18 protein-coding genes are annotated in these 18,556 nt (G+C 54.1%); 8 read left to right on the top strand and 10 right to left on the bottom strand.

The features are described 5' to 3' along the window. Window positions 1-19 precede the first annotated feature (19 nt). Both JR346_RS03855 and JR346_RS03850 read right to left on the bottom strand, forming a co-directional pair. Complete coding sequence (locus tag JR346_RS03855; protein ID WP_205483390.1) at window positions 20-448, bottom strand: HIT family protein; 429 nt, start codon at window positions 446-448, stop codon at window positions 20-22. A 27-nt stretch (window positions 449-475) separates the two neighbouring features. After that, window positions 476-1,126: an MBL fold metallo-hydrolase gene (locus tag JR346_RS03850; RefSeq protein ID WP_204876982.1), complete on the bottom strand. Its 651-nt coding sequence runs from the start codon at window positions 1,124-1,126 to the stop codon at window positions 476-478. Window positions 1,127-1,295: 169 nt separating this feature from the next. Between JR346_RS03850 and JR346_RS03845 the strand changes: the two genes are divergently transcribed. Continuing rightward, window positions 1,296-1,703 carry a Fur family transcriptional regulator gene (locus JR346_RS03845; protein ID WP_204876984.1) on the top strand — a complete coding sequence of 136 codons (408 nt, stop codon included), beginning with the start codon at window positions 1,296-1,298 and terminating at the stop codon, window positions 1,701-1,703. A 100-nt stretch (window positions 1,704-1,803) separates the two neighbouring features. On the opposite strand, the gene JR346_RS03840 is transcribed toward JR346_RS03845, so the two are convergent. From JR346_RS03840 to JR346_RS03820, 5 genes are all read right to left on the bottom strand, one after another. Beyond that, window positions 1,804-2,700 carry a metal ABC transporter permease gene (locus JR346_RS03840; protein WP_205483388.1) on the bottom strand — a complete coding sequence of 299 codons (897 nt, stop codon included), beginning with the start codon at window positions 2,698-2,700 and terminating at the stop codon, window positions 1,804-1,806. Beyond that, window positions 2,697-3,539, bottom strand: a complete 843-nt coding sequence (locus tag JR346_RS03835; protein ID WP_205483386.1) for a metal ABC transporter ATP-binding protein — start codon at window positions 3,537-3,539, stop codon at window positions 2,697-2,699. The genes JR346_RS03840 and JR346_RS03835 overlap by 4 nt, the downstream gene beginning before the upstream one ends. A gap of 4 nt (window positions 3,540-3,543) precedes the next feature. Next, on the bottom strand, window positions 3,544-4,587 hold the full coding sequence (locus JR346_RS03830; protein ID WP_205483379.1) for a metal ABC transporter solute-binding protein, Zn/Mn family: 1,044 nt from the start codon (window positions 4,585-4,587) through the stop codon (window positions 3,544-3,546). Window positions 4,588-4,816: 229 nt separating this feature from the next. Next, window positions 4,817-5,896 (bottom strand): hemolysin family protein, encoded by a 1,080-nt coding sequence (locus JR346_RS03825; protein ID WP_205483370.1) that lies wholly within the window; start codon window positions 5,894-5,896, stop codon window positions 4,817-4,819. Then, entirely contained in the window at window positions 5,893-7,233 is a 1,341-nt protein-coding gene (locus JR346_RS03820) for a hemolysin family protein (RefSeq protein ID WP_204877000.1), read from the bottom strand. Before JR346_RS03820 ends, JR346_RS03825 begins: the two co-directional genes overlap by 4 nt. Before the next feature lie 661 nt (window positions 7,234-7,894). On the opposite strand from JR346_RS03820, the gene JR346_RS03815 reads away from it, so the two are divergent. The 3 genes from JR346_RS03815 to JR346_RS10600 all read left to right on the top strand — a co-directional run bounded on the left by JR346_RS03815 (window position 7,895) and on the right by JR346_RS10600 (window position 12,707). Further along, window positions 7,895-11,617, top strand: a complete 3,723-nt coding sequence (locus JR346_RS03815) for a multifunctional oxoglutarate decarboxylase/oxoglutarate dehydrogenase thiamine pyrophosphate-binding subunit/dihydrolipoyllysine-residue succinyltransferase subunit (protein ID WP_370592594.1) — start codon at window positions 7,895-7,897, stop codon at window positions 11,615-11,617. Between the two features lie 222 nt (window positions 11,618-11,839). Continuing rightward, entirely contained in the window at window positions 11,840-12,439 is a 600-nt protein-coding gene (locus tag JR346_RS03810) for a GDSL-type esterase/lipase family protein (RefSeq protein WP_204877004.1), read from the top strand. A gap of 193 nt (window positions 12,440-12,632) precedes the next feature. Then, entirely contained in the window at window positions 12,633-12,707 is a 75-nt protein-coding gene (locus JR346_RS10600; protein ID WP_370592494.1) for a 50S ribosomal protein bL37, read from the top strand. Window positions 12,708-12,838: 131 nt separating this feature from the next. Here JR346_RS10600 and rsrA read toward each other — a convergent pair whose 3' ends face one another. Both rsrA and JR346_RS03800 read right to left on the bottom strand, forming a co-directional pair. After that, the gene (gene rsrA, locus JR346_RS03805) at window positions 12,839-13,099 is read right to left on the bottom strand and encodes a mycothiol system anti-sigma-R factor (RefSeq protein WP_205483366.1); all 261 of its coding nucleotides are present in this window, start codon (window positions 13,097-13,099) and stop codon (window positions 12,839-12,841) included. Between the two features lie 8 nt (window positions 13,100-13,107). Then, the gene (locus JR346_RS03800) at window positions 13,108-13,740 is read right to left on the bottom strand and encodes a sigma-70 family RNA polymerase sigma factor (protein ID WP_204877007.1); all 633 of its coding nucleotides are present in this window, start codon (window positions 13,738-13,740) and stop codon (window positions 13,108-13,110) included. Window positions 13,741-14,018: 278 nt separating this feature from the next. Here JR346_RS03800 and JR346_RS03795 point away from each other — a divergent pair, with 278 nt between their 5' ends. The 4 genes from JR346_RS03795 to hisN all read left to right on the top strand — a co-directional run bounded on the left by JR346_RS03795 (window position 14,019) and on the right by hisN (window position 17,984). Beyond that, the gene (locus JR346_RS03795) at window positions 14,019-14,531 is read left to right on the top strand and encodes a DoxX family protein (protein WP_204877009.1); all 513 of its coding nucleotides are present in this window, start codon (window positions 14,019-14,021) and stop codon (window positions 14,529-14,531) included. A 123-nt stretch (window positions 14,532-14,654) separates the two neighbouring features. Beyond that, a complete protein-coding gene (gene aroA, locus JR346_RS03790) occupies window positions 14,655-16,031 on the top strand; it encodes a 3-phosphoshikimate 1-carboxyvinyltransferase (protein ID WP_370592593.1) in 1,377 nt (458 codons plus the stop codon). Beyond that, window positions 16,031-17,119, top strand: a complete 1,089-nt coding sequence (gene rsgA / locus JR346_RS03785) for a ribosome small subunit-dependent GTPase A (protein WP_205483364.1) — start codon at window positions 16,031-16,033, stop codon at window positions 17,117-17,119. Before aroA ends, rsgA begins: the two co-directional genes overlap by 1 nt. A gap of 40 nt (window positions 17,120-17,159) precedes the next feature. After that, a complete protein-coding gene (hisN, locus tag JR346_RS03780) occupies window positions 17,160-17,984 on the top strand; it encodes a histidinol-phosphatase (protein ID WP_205483353.1) in 825 nt (274 codons plus the stop codon). Between the two features lie 91 nt (window positions 17,985-18,075). On the opposite strand, the gene JR346_RS03775 is transcribed toward hisN, so the two are convergent. After that, entirely contained in the window at window positions 18,076-18,456 is a 381-nt protein-coding gene (locus JR346_RS03775) for a DUF4190 domain-containing protein (RefSeq protein WP_205483345.1), read from the bottom strand. Window positions 18,457-18,556 lie beyond the last annotated feature (100 nt).

Raw genomic sequence — 18,556 nt, 5'->3', positions numbered from 1 at the left:
ATGCTTTACTGGCTAGGGCTTAGCTTTCAGGCACGAATTCCCCGTGGCCCGCTGCGCGCAGGGCGTCACGGATTTTCTGCGCCGATTCATCCATGGCAACAGCGTCGGGGTTCTTCTCAGCATGAGCGAAGTTGAAGGTCTGAATGCTCTTGGCCGGGAACACATGCACATGAACGTGCGGTACATCCAAACCAACAATCTCAACGCCAACCTTAGCGGGCTGCCAGACGGTATTAATCGCCTTGCCTACGGTGTGAGCGACCTCAAAAACGCGGGCTGAAAGCTCTAAGGGCATATCAACCCAGTGCTCAATCTCAGCGCGAGGTACCACCAGCACGTGCCCATGAGCCAGGGGCTCAATAGTCAAAAAGACAACAACTTCATCGTCTTTCCACACAAACCGTCCGGGCAACTCACCCTCAATAATCTTGGTGAAAATAGTAGACATTTTCTTCTCCCTTTTGTTTCTAGGTCTTTAAAGTTCTACAGTGTCGCCGGTATCGAGGTGTTTGTAGCTCACTCCGTAATCAGCGGTCAGGTTAGTTACCTGGGTTTCAATCAAGTTGCGCCCCGAATCTGCCAGGAGAGAATCGTGAATCGGGTAAACAGTGGAGGCACCCACGGAAATCACAAAGTCAATGACCTCGCTCATCTTGTTCCAGGGGGCATGAATCGGAGCCAGCAAAGTTTTCGATTGGATACCGTGAGGCACCGTGAAAGAGTCGCCCGGGTGGAACACGTTATCGTTCACCAACACACCCACATTGTCGATGGTCTTAATGAGGGGATGAATGAGCGCGTGCTGACCACCAAAGGTTTTCAGTTCAAAGCCCTCCAGTAAGATGGTTTCTTTAGCGTCTGCAAGGTACACCTGAGCATCCTCAACCTTCTCGACCAGCGCGTCCAGAACAGCCTGCGGAGCATAGACGGGAACCTGCTTATTCTTCTCGATGAAAGCGGCAACACGCTCAACATCGAAATGATCAGGGTGAACGTGGGTAACAAAGATGTAATCGGCGCCATCGAGCGCCGTCTCAACCTCAGAAAAGCCACCGGGATCAAGTACCAGTACCTTGCCCTCATTTTCAAGGCGAACACATGAATGGGTGTATTTAGTGAGTTTCATAGTTCCAGCCTAATAGAAAGACCTCACCCGCGCCTGATTTTCACCCCTGGCAATACGCGCCGAGCGGACGCGCCCCGCACGCTTCTACCGAAGAAATCACCTCAAGCTTCCGGTAAAGTTTTGTCTGAACATTTTCCACATCAGTCTACTGACGAAAGAGGCACGAGCCATGACACAAGCGCCTAAGCCTGAAGTTCGCAACACCAAGCAGCGACGCATTGTGACGGCTACTTTGGCTGACCTTGACGATTTTATGAGCGCCCAGGAGCTGCACCAGCTCATGCTCTCACGTAATGAAACAGTATCATTGGCAACCATTTACAGGCTCCTGCAATCTATGGCTGCCAATAATGAGGTTGATGTGATTCGCACCGAGGACGGCGAGTCTGTTTACCGCCGTTGCCAGGCTGAGCACCATCATCACCATCTCATGTGCCGCTCTTGCGGTAAGGCGGTTGAGCTTGAGGCACCCGATGTTGAGCAGTGGGCTCACAGCATGGCTGAAAAGTTCGGTTTTACTGATATCAACCACACCGTTGAAATCAGCGGTTTGTGCGCCGAGTGTTCCCACGGCTAAATCGAGCCCTCTGCCCCGCGCACTCCACATTTTCATAGACTCATAGACAAGAGCACCGAGGTACATTCAACGCCTCGGTGCTCTGTTTGATGGGGTGATTTTAGACTGCGGGCAGCGCTCTACCGGATGCGCTATGGCGACGTTTATACCTACCGATCACTCTGCACACTAGGTAAATCGCGAACGATATGGACGTAACGTAGGGGCTGATAGGTAAAGTGCCAGCCAACGCCAACATAATGCCGCCCACTATTGAGATTTCCGCAAATATCACCGAAAAGATGAGGACATTCAGAGGGGACGCGGTGATTTGCTGTGCCGCTGCCGAAGGGGTGACGAGCAAAGAAAGCACTAACAGAGCGCCCACCACCTGCACTGATAGAGCAACCGCAATGCCCAGCACCACCATAAAAATCATGGAGAGCAGACCCATCGGCACCCCCTTGGCGCGTGCCACCTCGGGATCAAGCGAAGCGAAGGTCAATGGACGCCAGACAGCCAGTAGCACAGCAATCACAATAACTGCACCGAGAATCATTTCGGTGAGCTGAGAAGCATCTACCGATACAATCTGACCGGTCAGCAAAGAGAACTTGTTGGCGCTGCGTCCTTGATACAGCGACAGAAAAAGAATACCCAGCCCCAGACCAAAAGGCATGAGCGCACCAATAACGGAGTTAGATTCTGAACGGCGGACGCCCAACGCACCAATCAGCAGCGCGGCAACAATGGAGCCAACCAGCGAGCCAGTAACGACATCGTAGCCAACCAGCAAAAACAGGGCCGCGCCAGCAAAAGACATTTCAGCAATGCCGTGTACTGCAAAGGAGTGATCTCGCATCATCACGAAGGTGCCAGCGAAACCACCAATAAGCCCCAGAACAGCGCCCGCCCAAATAGAGGTAGAGAGTAAATCTAAAAGCTCACCGTAGCGTTCAAACACGAAAACGCGAGAAAAAAGCTCTTGGAGGGCCACAGCAGGAATCAGCGCTGTCATCGTGAAGCCCCCTTAGGTAGAACGTGCGGTGCGATATCAGGTGTGGAACAGTGTTCTGTGTGGGAGTCGCCACCAACAACGATATAGCGCCCGTTGGAACGAATAACCTCAACAGGAGTTTGGTAAAGATCGCTGAGCACTTCGCTGGTCATCACCTGATCTACCGCACCCACCGTGAAGCGTCCATTGGCAAGGTACAGCACGCGATCAACGTGATCAATGATGGGATTAATCTCGTGGGTGACGAAAATAACCGTGGCAGCACGGTCTTTGTTATAGCGATGAATCAGCTCAGACACCGCATATTGATGGTGCAAATCCAGTGACAGTAATGCCTCATCAGCTAATACAATCTGAGGGTCGTTAGCGAGCGCTTGGGCGATGCGCAGGCGCTGCTGTTCGCCACCCGAAAGAAGCCCTACGGGGACGTTTGCGTAGTCACTAGCACCCACGGATTCTAGTAGTTGATCGACAAGAGCTCGGTGCTTGCGGGTGTTGAGGCGAATGCCCCACTTATGACCGTCTAGCCCTAACCCCACCAGATCTCTGGCACGCAGGGTGACCCCACCCAGGGTCTTCTGCTGGGGAATATAGCCTACGCCGGGGTGCCCAGCTTGAGCGGGGCGTCCCAACACCTTGATAACGCCCGAACTCATGGGTGTGAGACCCAAGACTACTTTAAGGAAGGTGGATTTGCCGGAGCCGTTAGGTCCGAGCACCGCGAAGTACTCCCCCTGTTCAATAATCAGGTTGAGTTCATCCCACAGTTTACGCTGCCCAAAAGAAAGCCCGCCCCCGTTGATTTCAACGGAGGCGGTAGGCTTACTAATAATCGTCATAGATTTACGCTACTGCACTTTTCAGGTTGTCCAGGTTTTCTTTCATCCACTCTACATAGTTTTTGCCTTCGGGCAGGGTTTCGGTGAATGAAACGGTGGGGACGTTAGCGTTTTCTGCTGCTGCTCGGATTTCACCGGTCTGGTTGGTTTCGGTCTGCTCGTTGTAGGCGAGCAAGTGAATATCGCCGTCGGTAATCTCGTCCTTAATTTCTTGCAAGGTGAGGGGAGCTACATCAGATTCTGCCTCAACCGCCTCTACGTAGTCAGCGGGGGTCTTGTCTTCCATACCGGCTGAGGTGAGCATGTAGTTGGGCACCGGTTCTGATGATACGAAGCTTTTGCCCTTGAGGTTCAAGCCTTCGGTATTTACCGCTAGCTGCTTCATCTCTGTCACGAAGGATTCAGCGTTTTCGCGGTAAGTCTTTCCGTTCTCGGTATCAACCTGAGCAAGCTGATCAGCAAGCGCAAGCGCTACCTTGCCCATGGTATCGAAGTGGTACCACACGTGCTCGTTGAATGAGCCGTGGTCATGGTGGTCGTGGGCGTCCTCGCTGTGGTGGTGCCCTTTCTTGGCGTGGTTGTGTGCCTCATCCTCGTGGTCGTGACTGTGTTCTTCCTTAGCATGGTCGTGACCGTGCTGGTGACCTTCGAGCAGCTCTGCGTATTCATCGCCAGAGACGAAACCTGAGACCTTAACCGCGTTCACCACAGCTTGCTCGGTATTATCGGTGCCTGCCATCTCTTCCATGAAAGTGTCGTAACCGCCGCCGTTGAGCACTACCACCTCGGCGTCCTTGACCGTTAGACGGTCGTTAGACGTTGCTTCGTAGGAGTGGGGGTCTTGGCTGGTGGAGGCGATGATTGAGGTGACTTCCACGCCCTCGGTATCACCAACGACCGCCCGTGCGACGTCCGCGTACACGTCGGTAGTCGCTACGATATCGAGCGTTTCATCGGGTGATGAGGAGGCATTTTCGTCGTTTGCAGAGCAGCCTGCAAGAGCTAGGGTGGCGAGGGAAAGAAGCGAGAGTTTACGTTGAACTGACATGACATGCCTTCCTTTATATAAGAATGATTATCAGTTTCAGACTAATAGGCGTAGAGGGAATCACGCAAGCCACAGCTGCCACAGTGTGACGCATTAGTCCACCTATGATTTCGCCTGTGATTCGACCTGTTTTAAAGCACCGAAGGTTCGGAAGCATCAACCTTCCGAGCCTTCGGCGCAAGTTGTTAACAATCCGCCACTACTCGCTTTTTCTCACTACCACCTTGATCTAGGGCGCACGGTGGGCTGCCGCTTCACGTCTGCGAATATGATCCTGGGTGGTGTCCTTAATTTCACCAACCAGCTGCTCCAAGATGTCCTCAAGAAAGAGCACGCCAAGACTTTGACCGGTCTTTGAGACAACGTGTGAAAGATGCGCTTGGTTACGCTGCATGACTGCCAGCGCCTCGTCAATTTCCATTTCAGGACGCAGGCTAGCGAGCGGACGCAAACGCGACCAGGGAATATTCTCCTCGGCGCGATCACCTGAAAAGTTCAGGGTGTCTTTCACGTGAATGTACCCCATGAAGGTTTCATCGGCTGAGTCTTGAAGAACAAAGCGGGAGTAACCGGTTTGCGCGCAGGAACGCTCAACGTCGTGGGGTGTACAGGGGAAATTAAGGGTAACAACTGCCTCTCGGGGCACCATGATTTCTTCTACCTTTTTTGAGCTAAATTCCAGAGCGCCCGAAAGCACGCCGGTTTCATCAGCCACAGTGCCCTCCGCCGTAGATTGAGCCACAATGTTCTGTAGCTCGTCCAAGGTGAAGGTCGATGAGACCTCAGCTTTAGGCTCAATCTTCATGAGTTTGAGGGTGTGATCTGCAATCCAGTTCAAGAGGGCAATCACGGGTTTGAAGATGCGTGAGAGTAGTACCAGCGGAGGTGCGAACAGCAGGGCAACGCCCTGGGCTGCCAGCGATACCGCTGCGTTCTTGGGGATCATTTCACCAAAAATCACGTGCAGGTAGGTCACTATAATCAGAGCGACCGCGAAGCTAAGAATTGATACCACTTGGTAGGGAATACCAACAGCTTCAAGCGGACCCGCCATCAGGTGCTTCAGCGCGGGTTCTGAAACGTTCAGAATCAACAGCGAGCAGACAGTAATACCCAGCTGACAGGTTGCCAGCATCAGAGAAACGTTTTCGATAGCGTAAAGGGCTGTTTTTGCCCGCTTGTTACCGGCGTCCGCCAGCGGTTCAATCTGCGAACGGCGCGTTGACATAATCGCGAACTCAGCACCCACGAAGAAGGCGTTGCCCACCAGTAGAACTACCAGCAGTGAAAGCGCTAACCAGTCGTTCATGCGCGCACGCTCCCCTCAGTGATTTCAGTATTCTCGGTTGCTTGCGGAATGAAACGCAGTCGGTCAACGCGTCGTTGTTCCATCTTTTCAACGCGCAGGATGCCACCGTCAACGGGTACGGTATCGCCCTCTTCGGGGACTCGTCTGAGGGCATGCATCATAAAACCGCCCATTGTTTCAAAGGCAGGGTTTTCCATGACGGTGAGCGGTTCGATGTATTCATTCACCTCATCGGGACGGCGCAAACCTGAGAAAATCCAGTCGCCGCTACCGAGTTTCAGAGCGAGTTCTTCGGTGTTACCGGTGTCGTGTTCATCAGATACTTCACCCACAATTTCTTCTACCAAATCTTCGAGGGTGGTCATACCCGCTGTGCCACCGTACTCGTCAAGGACGATGGCAAGCTGCAAGGCGCCTTCACGCAGTTGCATGAGCAGTGAATCAAGGTGAACGGTCTCAGGAACACGCAGTACGTCTTCCATGAGCGCCCCTGCCTCAAGAGTGGGTCTAATGTCTTCGGGAACAGCCACAGCCTTCTTGAGGTGTACTACGCCAACCACGTTATCTTGATCCTCACGGTAGAGAGGAAAACGTGAGTGACCGGTGGTACGCGCCAGCTCAATGACATCTGATACAGGGGCAGTGTCTTCAAGCATTTGAATCTGACGACGCGATGTCATGACATCCACTGCGGTGAGTTCAGCAAAGGAAAGGGTTTTATCAACAAAGCGAGCGGTGTCTGAATCGAGAGTTCCCTGGTCAGCTGAACGACGCACCATCGAAGAAAGCTCTTCGGGGGTACGTGCGCTCGAAAGTTCTTCTTTAGCTTCAAGACCAAAGAGGTTGAGAATCTTATTCGCGGCACCGTTCATACTGCGCACCAAAGGGCCCATCATCTTGGTGAAAAGAAGATGGTAGGGCGCCAGCGCGCGAGCAGTCGGGTATGAGATGGCGATTGCCATGTTCTTGGGAATCAACTCACCCATAATCATGGAAAGCGCGGTAGCCAGACCCATAGAGAAGACTAAGGTGAGAACACGAGCCACCGACTCTGATAAGCCCCAGCTTGAAATGGTGCCAACCGCCATCGACTGCAAGGCAATATCAAGGGTATAACCGGTGAGCAAGGTTGTAATCGTGATGCCCAACTGACACGAAGAAAGCTGGGTTGAGAGAGTCTTGAGGCACTGTAAAACAGCTTTACCTTTATAATCGCCCTTCTCGATTTCTTGTTGAACAGCTGACTGGTCAAGGGCTACAAGCGCGAATTCCATGGCGACGAAGAAGCCTGTGCCGAGAATCAGCAGCAAACCTACAACGAGGAGAATCCATTCCACGAAGGTGTCACCTCCGCGAAGTTATTAAAGGAGCAAGGGTTCATGATCAGATGAGCCGAGCGTCCAGCACGCGCTGCCTGCAAGGGGGCGTTCTGGGGTGGGCGGCAACTAAAAGGGTCGTCCATAGTGTTTTCTAGTGTAGCGAAGTTGAGGGTAAGACGCCTACAGCAACAGGTGCGAAATACGATACCTTGAGGTATGCATAGCGAAGTTGCCTCGTGAGGGGCTAAGACCATGAGGAATGGGCTACATTTGGTTGTTGCCGAAAGAATTCAAAGGTGTGCTCGCGCGGTGAAAACCTAAAATTTTTATAAAATTTTTCCACCCACAGCCAACCTGTAACCACAGAGCAAAACCCCACTAAAAACCACATGAATCTTACCGACCTCCCCTCAAAAACCACATAAAATGACTCTCAAGAGTGTGGTTAATAGCTTTTTCCCCCTAAGTCCCACTCACCGACCGCACCTTCGCGATCGTCATTTATGACATTTAGCGACCCGTGGTGTTCGTCATAAGCCTACAAGCTTACTAGACTGTATCTATAAAGGACGCCATCATTTGTGCTGAATACTTGCACGCGGGTTACCGCACCGCGCAGTAAGACTAACGCACGGTGGGCGCTGCGCACAGAATAAACGATATGGAAGAGGCGAATTGCGTGCCAAACCAGTCAGAGAATAGTTGGCCAGAAGAATTTGCTGGCAACGAATGGTTCATTGACGAACTGTTCGAGAAGTATAAAAAAGATAAGTCATCCGTTGAAGAGTCCTGGTGGCAGCTCTTTGAGGAAAAGCTCAGCGACGCCACCACCTCAAACTCCCCTTCAGCGACGAAGGAATCTCAGGCTTCAGAGAAGAAAACTGAGGCAACAGACGCCGAACCCGCGCGTCCGCAACAGACATCAACTCCCACAGCACAACCCGTTCAACCTAAGGCAGATTCAGTGAGCCCCTCAGAGTCAAACACCGCAGTTACCCCAGATTCCTCCGATGAGAAGGTCGATACCGTCTCCACCCTTCGTGGTCCTGCCAAGGCGGTAGCCTCCACTATGGAAGAGTCCCTGTCAGTACCAACTGCAACCACTGTGCGTGCAGTCCCCGCTAAGGTTCTCATTGACAACCGCACCGCTATCAACACCTACCTAGCACGTACCCGTGGTGGCAAGATTTCCTTCACTCACATCATTGGTTACGCCATCATTCGTGCGCTAGCAAACTTCCCCTCTATGAACGTTGTTTACGGTGAGGACGAGAAGGGTCGCCCCGCTGCTGTTCAGCCTGCACACGTGAACTTTGGTCTCGCTATTGACCTGCCCCGCCCCGATGGTAGCCGTAACCTGGTAGTACCTAACATCAAGGGTGCAGAAGAGCTCTCCTTCGCTGAGTTCTGGTCAGCATACGATGACATTGTGAAGCGCGGACGCGACGGCAAGCTCACTATCGAGGACTTCCGCGGCACCACCGTTTCTTTGACCAACCCCGGCGGCATCGGCACCGTACACTCCGTGCCCCGTCTCTCCAAGGGTCAGGCTGCCATCATTGGCGCTGGCGCGCTGGATTACCCCGCTGAGTACCGCGGCGCGTCCGAAAAGACCATTGCCAACGCCGGTGTCTCAAAGATTCTGACCCTGACCTCAACCTATGACCACCGCGTCATTCAGGGTGCAGGTTCTGGTGAGTTCCTCAAGATCATCGAAAACTACCTGCTGGGTAACGACGGTTTCTACGACGATATCTTCACCGCCCTGCGTATTCCCTTTGAGCCTGTTCGCTGGGCAGTGGATAACCAGGTCGATCCTTCCATCGAGGTCTCCAAGGTTGCCCGCATCCAGCAACTTATTCACGCTTACCGCGTGCGCGGTCACCTCATCGCCCAGACCAATCCCCTGGGTTATGAGATGCTCTCCCACCCCGATCTACGTTTAGAAAACTACGGTTTGACCCTCTGGGATCTTGATCGCTACTGGCCCACCGGTGGCTTCGGTGAGAAAGATACCTTAACTCTCAAGACCATTCTTGAGCTGCTGCGCGAAGCCTACTGTGGCACTATGGGTGTTGAGTACATGCACATTGAAACCCCCGCTGAGCGCGAGTGGTTCCAGGAACAGCTTGAGCACGTCTACAATAAGCCCACCCGCGAAGAGCAGTTCCGCGTCATGGGTAAGCTCAACGCCGCTGAAGCCTTCGAAACTTTCTTGCAGACCAAGTACCTCGGTCAGAAACGTTTCTCCCTTGAGGGCGGCGAATCACTAATTCCACTGCTGGACTACATCATCTCTGAAGCAGCAGATGACGGTCTCTCAGGTGTTGCTATTGGTATGGCGCACCGCGGTCGTCTCAACGTTTTGGCAAACATTGCGGGCAAGTCCTACGCTCAGATTTTCCGTGAATTCGAAGGCGAGCTGGATCCCCGCCTCACCGGCGGCTCCGGCGACGTGAAATACCACCTAGGCACCGAGGGCGTATTCACCTCTGATAACGGCAACCAGACTCAGGTGTACCTGGCCGCTAACCCCTCACATCTTGAGGCAGTCAACACTGTGCTTGAAGGTATTGTGCGCGCTAAGCAGGACGTTCTGACAGCAACCGGCACCAAGGATTACCCCGTGCTCCCCATCCTGGTTCACGGTGACGCTGCATTTGCTGGTCAGGGCATCGTCTTTGAAACCCTGCAGATGTCACAGCTTGCTGGCTATAAGGTGGGCGGTACCGTTCACATCGTGGTTAACAACCAGGTTGGCTTTACCACCACCCCCGCAGACGGTCGCAGCTCCACCTACTCCACCGACGTTGCTCGCGTAGTTCAGGCACCCGTTTTCCACGTCAACGCAGATGATCCCGAAGCTGTTGTTCGCGCCGGTCGTCTCGCTTTCGAGTACCGCCAGCGCTTCAATAAGGACGCGGTCATCGACCTCGTATGCTACCGCCGTCGCGGTCACAATGAGGCGGATGATCCCTCGATGACCCAACCCAGCATGTACACCCAGATTGAGGCTCAGTCATCAACCCGTAAGCTCTACACCGAGGCTCTGGTGGGTCGCGGCGACATCACTCAGGACGAAGCAGAGCGCGCGCTCAAGGACTACCAGTCACGTCTGGAGCAGATCTTCACTGAGACTCACGAGGCTCAGGCGTCCTCTGCTCCCCTAGTAACCGCGGATGCGGCGGCTGTTGCTAACATTGAACGTCCGGCTGCCCAGCAGTCTGAGGATTCAGTACACGTACCCAAGAACACCTCGATTTCACCCGAGATGCTCAAGCGCATTGGTCAGGCTTTTGCTGATGTTCCTGAAGGCTTCACCATTCACAAGAAGCTCAAGAAGCTGCTGGAGCAGCGCACCGCTATGTCAACCAAGGGCGGCATCAACTGGGGCTTCGGTGAGCTCACCGCCTTCGGTTCACTGTTGCTTGAGGGTATTGACGTTCGTATGAGCGGTCAGGACGTTCAGCGCGGTACCTTCGTGCAGCGTCACGCGATTCTGCACGACCGCGAAAACGGCAACCAGTGGAATCCGCTGGAGCATCTGAGCGCTGATCAGGGTAAGTTCAGCATCTACAACTCACTGCTCTCTGAGTACGGTGTGTTGGGCTTTGAGTACGGTTACTCCGTAGAGCGCCCCGACTCACTGGTGATCTGGGAGGCTCAGTTCGGTGACTTCGCCAACGGCGCCCAGACCGTGATTGACGAGTTCATCTCATCAGCAGAGCAGAAGTGGGCACAGCGCTCATCGCTGGTTCTAATGCTCCCCCACGGTTTTGAGGGTCAGGGCCCTGACCACTCGTCAGCTCGTATGGAACGCTACTTGCAGCTGTGCGCTGAGAACAACATGACCGTAGCGGTACCTTCTACCCCGGCATCGCACTTCCACCTGCTGCGCAAGCACGCTCACTCGCGTCCGCACAAGCCGCTGGTGCTGATTACCCCCAAGCAGCTTCTGCGTTTGAAGGCAGCAGCGTCATCGGTTGAGGACTTCACTCAGGGCAGCTTCAAGCCCGTCATTGAGGATCAGGGCAACCTGAACACGTCAGAAGTTGAGCGCTTGGTCTTTGTATCTGGTCGTCTCTACTACGATTTGAACGGTGAGCGCATCAAGCGTCAGGACGCCAAGACCGCGATTGTTCGTGTAGAGCAGCTCTACCCGCTGCCCTTAGATGAAATCAAGGAGCAGATTGCTCTCTACCCCAATGCTGAGGTCATTTGGGCTCAGGATGAGCCTGCTAATCAGGGTCAGTGGCCCTTCTTGGCGGTCAATCTCATGCCTCATATTGGGTACAAGATGGCTCTGGTTTCGCGCCCGGCGTCAGCCTCACCCGCTGCCGGTACCGGTAAGCGTCACCAGGCTGAGCTTGATAACATCTTGACTGAGGTCTTCGAACGCTAAAAATAAAGAATATGCGGTGTACAGGTTTAATCAACTAACCTGTGCACCGCATTTTCCATGGCGTAGACCCCATTTTGCGGCGTAAAAGAATGTGCTGAGACAGTAAGGTGACGAAATAACCGCGATAGTTTGGGTAGCCCGCCTTGCACAGCCTATATTTATGTATAAGTAGTTTTTAGATTTTTAGAGTCTAAAGAGTTTAAGTCAACAGAAAAGGTTCTCGTGGATCAGCGAAACATTCGAATTGTAGCGGTGGGTGATGAACTGCTTTCAGGCGTCGGCGACCCGCGCGCCCTGGGTTGGTTCGGACGTGTCATGGCACGTACCCCGCAAAATGTAGCCTCTGTGGCTGCCTACAACCTGGCGGCTCCCGGCGAGGGTGGTGAAGCCCTGAATGCACGCTGGTTTGAAGAAGCGGCACGTCGTTTTGCTCAGGGCGCAGATAACCGTCTGGTCATTGCGCCCTCGACCCTCGATATTGATTTGGGTCTTACTCACGCGCGTTCACGCCTGAACCTGGCGAACATGGTTGATATGGCCTCGCAGAGCAATATCAAGGTGTTAGTAGTTGGCCCGCCCCCCACCTTGGACGCTGAACGCAACCGCCGTATCGCTGACCTTTCCGCAGCATATGCTGACGTGGTCACCCGCCGTAACCATGTTTACGTTGATACGTTCAACCCGCTGTTGCACCATGAGCAGTGGCGCAACGACTTGGCAGCTAACGACGGCAAGCCAGGTCAGTCAGGCTACGGCTTGATTGCGTGGCTGGTACTGCATCGCGGTTGGTACTCCTGGTTGAACCTGCCCGAGCCTGTCTAAACTCGCTACCTCTCGCCTATCCCCCGCTCAACGTGGGGTAGCTTGCACTGACGCAAAGGTGCATTCGCTTGCTAGATGTGCGAAAATGGACGGCAGTGCTGTGACCATTTTTCCGGTTGCAGCAGTACAACCGGTAGCTCATTATTCTTCTTGAGAATGATTGCTGCTACCGACCATGTAAAAGGAGGCTCTCATGAGCAAGCGCGGTCGTAAGCGCAAGGACCGTCGTAAGGGCAACGCAAACCACGGTAAGCGCCCCAACGCATAAGGTACCTTGAAATACTTTGCAGGCTCTGACACTAAAAGTGTCAGAGCCTGTTTTTTGTATAAAAAACACAGCACCCAGCTACCCACATTAGATAACTGGGCATCGTGGGCAAAAGGTAGGAGGGTGACTTCCTAGCTTTGAGTTCTGATCTCATCAAGACTCACCCGGATTTTATCTTTGAGATCTTCGGGTGCCTTCTCACAGCAGGATCGCTTGATGGCGTCGCGAATCATCAGCTCTAAATCGTACTCGTGGGAGCAGTTACTGCAGGCGGTGAGGTGCTGTTTGAGGGTGATGACATCGTCTTTGCTGATTGCCCCATCAAGGTACTCATAAATTTTGTTGACTTCTTGTTCGCAGCGGCTGCCGCTGCACTCGTTGAGATCGGTCATTGCAGTGGTTATCCTTTCTGCGTGGTGGTCGAAATGAAGCCGCGTTCTACGGCGTAGTCAGCGAGCGCGTCCCGCAGGAGTTTGCGTCCGCGGTGCAGGCGCGACATCACGGTGCCTAAGGGAGTGCCCATGATTTCTGAAATTTCTTTGTAGGAGAATCCTTCGACGTCTGAGTAGTAGACAGCCATTCTGAAATCTTCGGGGATTTGTTGAAGAGCTTGTTTTACATCGGCGTCGGGGAGGTTTTCTAGTGCCTGCATTTCGGCTGATTTTAGACCGGTGGAGTCGTGCTGACTTGCTTGGGCAAGTTGCCAGTCTTCAACGGTGTCAGTGTTTGCTTGATAAGGTTCGCGCTGACGTTTGCGGTAGAGGTTGATGTAAGTGTTTGTGAGGATGCGGTAAAGCCACGCTTTGAGATTGGTGCCGGGGGTGTACTGGTGAAAGGACGAAAAGGCTTTCATGTACGCTTCTTGCACCAGGTCTTCGGCATCTGCTGGGTTGCGTGCCATGCGCAGTGCTGCTGCGTAGAGCTGGTCGATATATTGCATGGCGTCGCGTTCGAACCGCGCTTTGCGGGCAGCGGCGTCCTCTTGGGTGGGGTCTACCGTTTGCTGAGTGTTAGCTACAGCAGGTGGGGTCATAGTGTTTTCCTTCTTCACAGTGCCCGGTGTCGTTCTCGGGTGAGGGACGGTGGTGGGCACTTATGGCTGTGCCGTTAAAGAATCATTGTGTATAACCCTAGAGCACCTCTGTTTATTTCAGTAAATGAATGAGTCGGGGTAAGAAATATTGTCATTTCTGGTGTTGGGCGGGGTGTGATGCCGTATCCCTTTGGCTCTGCCAGTAGGTTTATGATGTAAGGAGTGAGGTTTCAGATGCGATACCTCTTCAATCACATTACGCACTAAGGAGTGTCTTTATGTCCCTCGTACGCCGTCTTGCGCGTCCTGCTTTGGCTTCTAGCTTTATTATTTCTGGCATTGACCGTTTAAAGGATCCGGCTTCGTCCGCTCACTTGAAGAAGGCTGTTTCTTTGGCTGCTTCAACTAACCCCAGCCTCGCGGTGTTGCGTGGTCAGGAGCGTTTGGTGGGTCAGGCGTTGGCTGGTGCTCAGGTGGGTGCCGGTGTGCTTTTTGCCTTGGGTAAGCTGCCCCGTATTTCTTCAACTGTGTTGTTGGGCGCTGGTGCGCTGAACGCTTACATTGAGCACAAGGCAGCGGAGCACGATACCAAGGAACAGAAGGCTGTTCGCCGCAATAACTTGGTGAAGAACGGTTCTTTGCTGGGTGCTATTGCTTTGGCATCGGTTGATACTGACGGCAACCCCTCATTGGCTTGGCGCGCTAACAAGTTCGGTGAGACTGTTGCGAAGAAGTCTGAGAAGATTACCGCTGATGTTGCTGAGAAGGCTGAGGATATCTTCGGTAAGTAAATACTGGGTGCGAGCGTCCTGGCTCTGCTCTTCATATTTGTGAAGGGCAGGGGCGGGGCGTTCGTGCTTTAACCGGCTCACCCGTAAAATGGTGAAGAATACATTTTTACCGATTTTCAAGGATTGACTGTGCCCCTAGCAAATAGTCCTCGCTCAGTTGGCGAGGTTCAGGATTCCGGTGACTGGTTGGCGCTTTTCATGCCTCAGGCAAGCGGGCGGGCGCGGGTTCAGGTACCCGGTTCGAAGTCTTTGACTAACCGGTATCTATTGCTAGCTGCCCTTGCGTCGTCGGAGTCGGTGATTCACGCGCCGCTTCATTCTCGTGATTCCGCTTTGATGATTGCGGCGTTGGAGGCTCTCGGGGCGTGTTTTACCGAGGTTGAGACGGGCTCCCCGTTTGGTCCTGATCTCAGGGTCACTCCCTTGACGCGGGGCACTTCTTTGGGGGATGTTCGCGTGGACGTGGGCTTAGCCGGTACAGTCATGCGTTTTGTTCCTCCGGTAGCGGCTCTGGTGAACTCACAGGTTTATTTTGACGGGGATGAGCACGCTTATGCTCGCCCGATGTTGCCGGTGATTGATGCCCTACGTTCTTTGGGTGTGAGCGTTGATGATGGCGGCTCGGGGTCTTTGCCTTTTACCGTTGAGGGTTTCGGACGCGTGGAGCGGCAGGAGTTGAGCATTGACGCTTCGGGTTCTTCTCAGTTTGTCTCGGCTCTCCTGTTAGCCGGTGCTTCTTTTGCCCATGGTTTGACGCTCAAGCACAGTGGAAAGCCGATTCCCTCTATGCCCCACGTTGAGATGACCGTTGAGATTTTGCGGTCGGTGGGCCTTGAAATTGATGACTCCGTACCGAATCAGTGGCGCATTGAACCACAAAGATTCCCCGGTTTTGAGGTAACCATTGAGCCTGACCTTTCAAACGCCGGGCCTTTTATTGGTGCCGCTGTGATTACGGGGGGAACAGTGGAGATTCCTCACTGGCCCGCTGAAACGACCCAGGGTGGCGACCACTGGCGCAGTATTCTACCTCTCTTTGGCGCGACCGTCGAGCAGGGCGAAAACTCACTGACCGTTACCGGCGCCGATGGCGGACTCTACCGACGAACGGTTTCTCTTGATCTTGATCTCTCAGAGGCAGGCGAACTAGCCCCCACCGTAGCTGCCCTTGCAGCCCTGTGCGAAGGCACCAGCGTCCTGCGCGGTATCGCCCACTTACGCGGACATGAAACGGATCGCCTGGCTGCCCTCACCGCTGAAATTAACCGATTAGGCGGTACCTGCGAAGAAACCGAAGACGGTATTCGTATTACAGCCCCCGTGCAAAAATCAGGCACCGTACGCACCTACGCCGATCACCGCATGGCAACCGCCGCCGCAATGATGGGTCTAGCTGTCGAAGGAATCATCGTCGAAAACGTTGAAACCACCTCAAAAACCCTGCCGAATTTCACCGGTTTGTGGTCTAACATGCTCGCTGAACTGCAGAAGGGTGCATAATGGCACGCTCATGGGATGACTACGAGGTCAAAGCCCGCCCCAACAAAAAGGGCTCACGCCCGCGCACCAAAGACCGCCCCACCTACGATCACGCCGAGTGGGGGCGCATTATTACCGTTGACCGCGGCAGATACACCGCTGTCATCGACGAGAACAGTGACACCGAGCGCACCGTCACCGCCGTACGTGCCAAGGATTTACGACGCACCCCCATTGTTCCCGGCGATATCGTGGGGCTGGTGGGTGACACCTCGGGAGGCACTGACACCCTTTCGCGTTTGGTGAAACTCCAAGAGCGCTCGTCCCTCTTGCGACGCAGCGCTGACGATACCGACCCTGTAGAACGTGTGGTGGTAGCTAATGCTAATCAGCTCGTCATTGTGGTGGCCGCGCAAAACCCCGAGCCCCGCACCGGTTTTATTGACCGCTCCGTCGCCGCAGCTTTCGACGCTGGCATCACACCCATTCTGTGCATCACCAAAACAGACCTCAAATACCCCCAAGAGCTATTGGACTACTACAGCGCCACCGGCGTACAGATAGTGCTCTCGAAATCTTCTGACGGCAAAGCGCCCAGCGAAGAGGACGCGCAAGGTCTTGAAGATTCCCTCATTGAGGCAGTACGCGAGGTACTAGAAGGTAAGGTCTCCGTGCTTCTGGGGCACTCCGGGGTTGGAAAATCCACCCTCGTCAATGCCCTGACCGGGGCAGAACGCGCCACCAGCCACGTCAATGCCCACACCGGACGAGGCCGCCACACCTCCTCCTCAGCCCTAGCGGTGCGTCCGGCAGATCGAAGCGCAGGCACCTGGATTATTGACACCCCCGGTATTCGTTCCTTCGGGCTGGCGCACGTTGAACCTGAAACCATTGTCGCGTCTTTCAGTGACCTCTCCCCCGGTTCAGCGCACTGCCCCAAGGGCTGCGAGCACGCGCCGGGTACCGCGGACTGCGGCATTATCGCTTATGTCAAGGCGGGGCACGCTGGTGAGGCAGGCGCAGCCCGCCTGGAATCTCTCCAAAAGCTTCTCCAGGTTGCCGCCGCAGATGGAGGCGATCACGATAAAGAGCTCGGCGTCGTCCTCTAAGCCCCTCACTCCACGCACCTCTAATCAGAAAAACAACAGTATGAAATCCTCCAGTAACTACACCGACGACCTGCGGTTAGCACACATTCTCGCTGACACCGTAGACCGCCTCACCCTCTCAAAGTTTCAAACGCAAGACTTCACCGTTGAAACCAAACCAGACCTTACTCCCGTCACCGAGGCAGATTGCGAGGCTGAGCGGCTGATTCGTTCCCAGCTATCGCGCGTGCGCACCCGCGACTCTGTACTGGGTGAAGAGTTCGGCGTGACCGGTTCTTCACCGCGTCAGTGGGTTATTGACCCCATCGACGGCACCAAGAACTTCGTGCGCGGAGTGCCCGTGTGGGCGACCCTTATTGCCCTTATTGATAACGGCAAGCCTGTAGTGGGCGTTGTCTCTGCACCCGCCCTGCAACGCCGCTGGTGGGCTGCGGAGGGCATCGGTGCCTACACCGGACGTTCCCTCTCATCAGCCAAGCGCCTCCACGTTTCGCAGGTTTCATCTTTGGCGGATGCATCCTTCTCTTACTCCTCGATGACCGGGTGGAAACAGCTGGGCAAACGCGATGATTTTCTCAACCTCACCGATGAGGTCTGGCGTACCCGTGCCTACGGGGATTTCTGGTCGTACTGCATGGTGGCTGAAGGCTCAGTTGATATCGCAGCTGAACCCGAACTCGCACTCTACGACATGGCGGCACTGGTACCCATTGTTCAAGAAGCAGGCGGACGCTTTACCTCCCTTGCCGGTGCAGATGGCCCCTTCGGCGGCAACGCGGTAGCATCCAACGGGTTGCTGCACGACGCGGTTCTGGAACGTCTGGGCACCGATGCTCGTATAGACGCAGCAGATAACGAAGAGTAATTTTTTAGGTACTCACTCTTTGCACAGAAAACCCCGGTGGGATAGCTAGAAGTAGCTACCCCACCGGGGTTTAGTAAATAGAACTGAAGTTTTATGAGAAGGTGATGAGTACGGTAATCACAGCGCCGATTATGAGCCCGAATATTCCACCTACGATACCCAGTATCGCAAAGGTCTTAGTGCGCGATGCAAGAAAAGTCTTGGGATACTTCTGATAACGCTTCAGAGCGATAACGCCCATGACAATAGCTGCCAGCGGCGGTACCAAAGGTATACCCGGAATACCGGCGCTCAGTATCGGGGTCAGAATAGACAACACCATCGCTGCCATAGAGGCACACGCCAAGTACCAGCCCTTACCCCGCTTATCAATGGGCAACTCCCCCAGAGGGCGACGATACTCAGAAGGAATCCGGAACTCCTGCGGCTCACGCGGAGTCGAAAAGTCAAAGGGCTGCTGCATCGTAGACATGAAAACTCCTTCGCCAATGAACGTGTGATATCAACCTTACCGTATAGACCAGCGTCCACCCTCACGGTCAAAGCCGAGGTAAGCCCCGCGATCATAAGGC

It is taken from the genome of Rothia sp. ZJ932 (genome assembly GCF_016924835.1).
Taxonomy (GTDB): domain Bacteria; phylum Actinomycetota; class Actinomycetes; order Actinomycetales; family Micrococcaceae; genus Rothia.
Note: the sequence above shows the minus strand (reverse complement) of the source record. Positions and strands in the feature narration are given on the sequence as shown.